The sequence below is a fragment of the Massilia sp. CT11-108 genome, assembly GCF_047302915.1.
Lineage (GTDB): Bacteria > Pseudomonadota > Gammaproteobacteria > Burkholderiales > Burkholderiaceae_D > Telluria > Telluria orientalis.
This window is the reverse complement of the sequence record NZ_JBKYMO010001620.1, coordinates 1-254: the sequence shown is the minus strand read 5'-3', so window position 1 is coordinate 254 and position 254 is coordinate 1. Positions and strand designations below refer to the sequence as shown.

1 protein-coding gene is annotated in these 254 nt (G+C 73.6%); it reads left to right on the top strand.

Features of this window, described 5'->3' with window-relative positions; translation table 11 throughout:
* On the top strand, positions 1 to 254 hold a 254-nt coding region (locus ACEN88_RS35800; protein WP_413347136.1), incomplete at both ends, for a DUF3027 domain-containing protein.

Here is a 254-nt window from a genome sequence, read left to right as displayed (position 1 = left end):
AGATCACCCCCGACGAGACGATCGGCGCCGAGGCCCCGCCCGTCGACGACGAGCCGGGAGTCACCTCGGTCCGCTTCGCGACCCTGCTGCCCGGTTACCCCGGCTGGTTCTGGACGGTCAGCGTCGCGCACCTCGAGGGCGAGGAGCCCTCGGTGCTCGAGGCCGAGCTGATGCCGGGCGACGACGCCCTCATCGCACCCGACTGGGTGCCGTGGGCCGACCGGCTTGCCGAGATGCAGGCCCAGGAGGCGCGC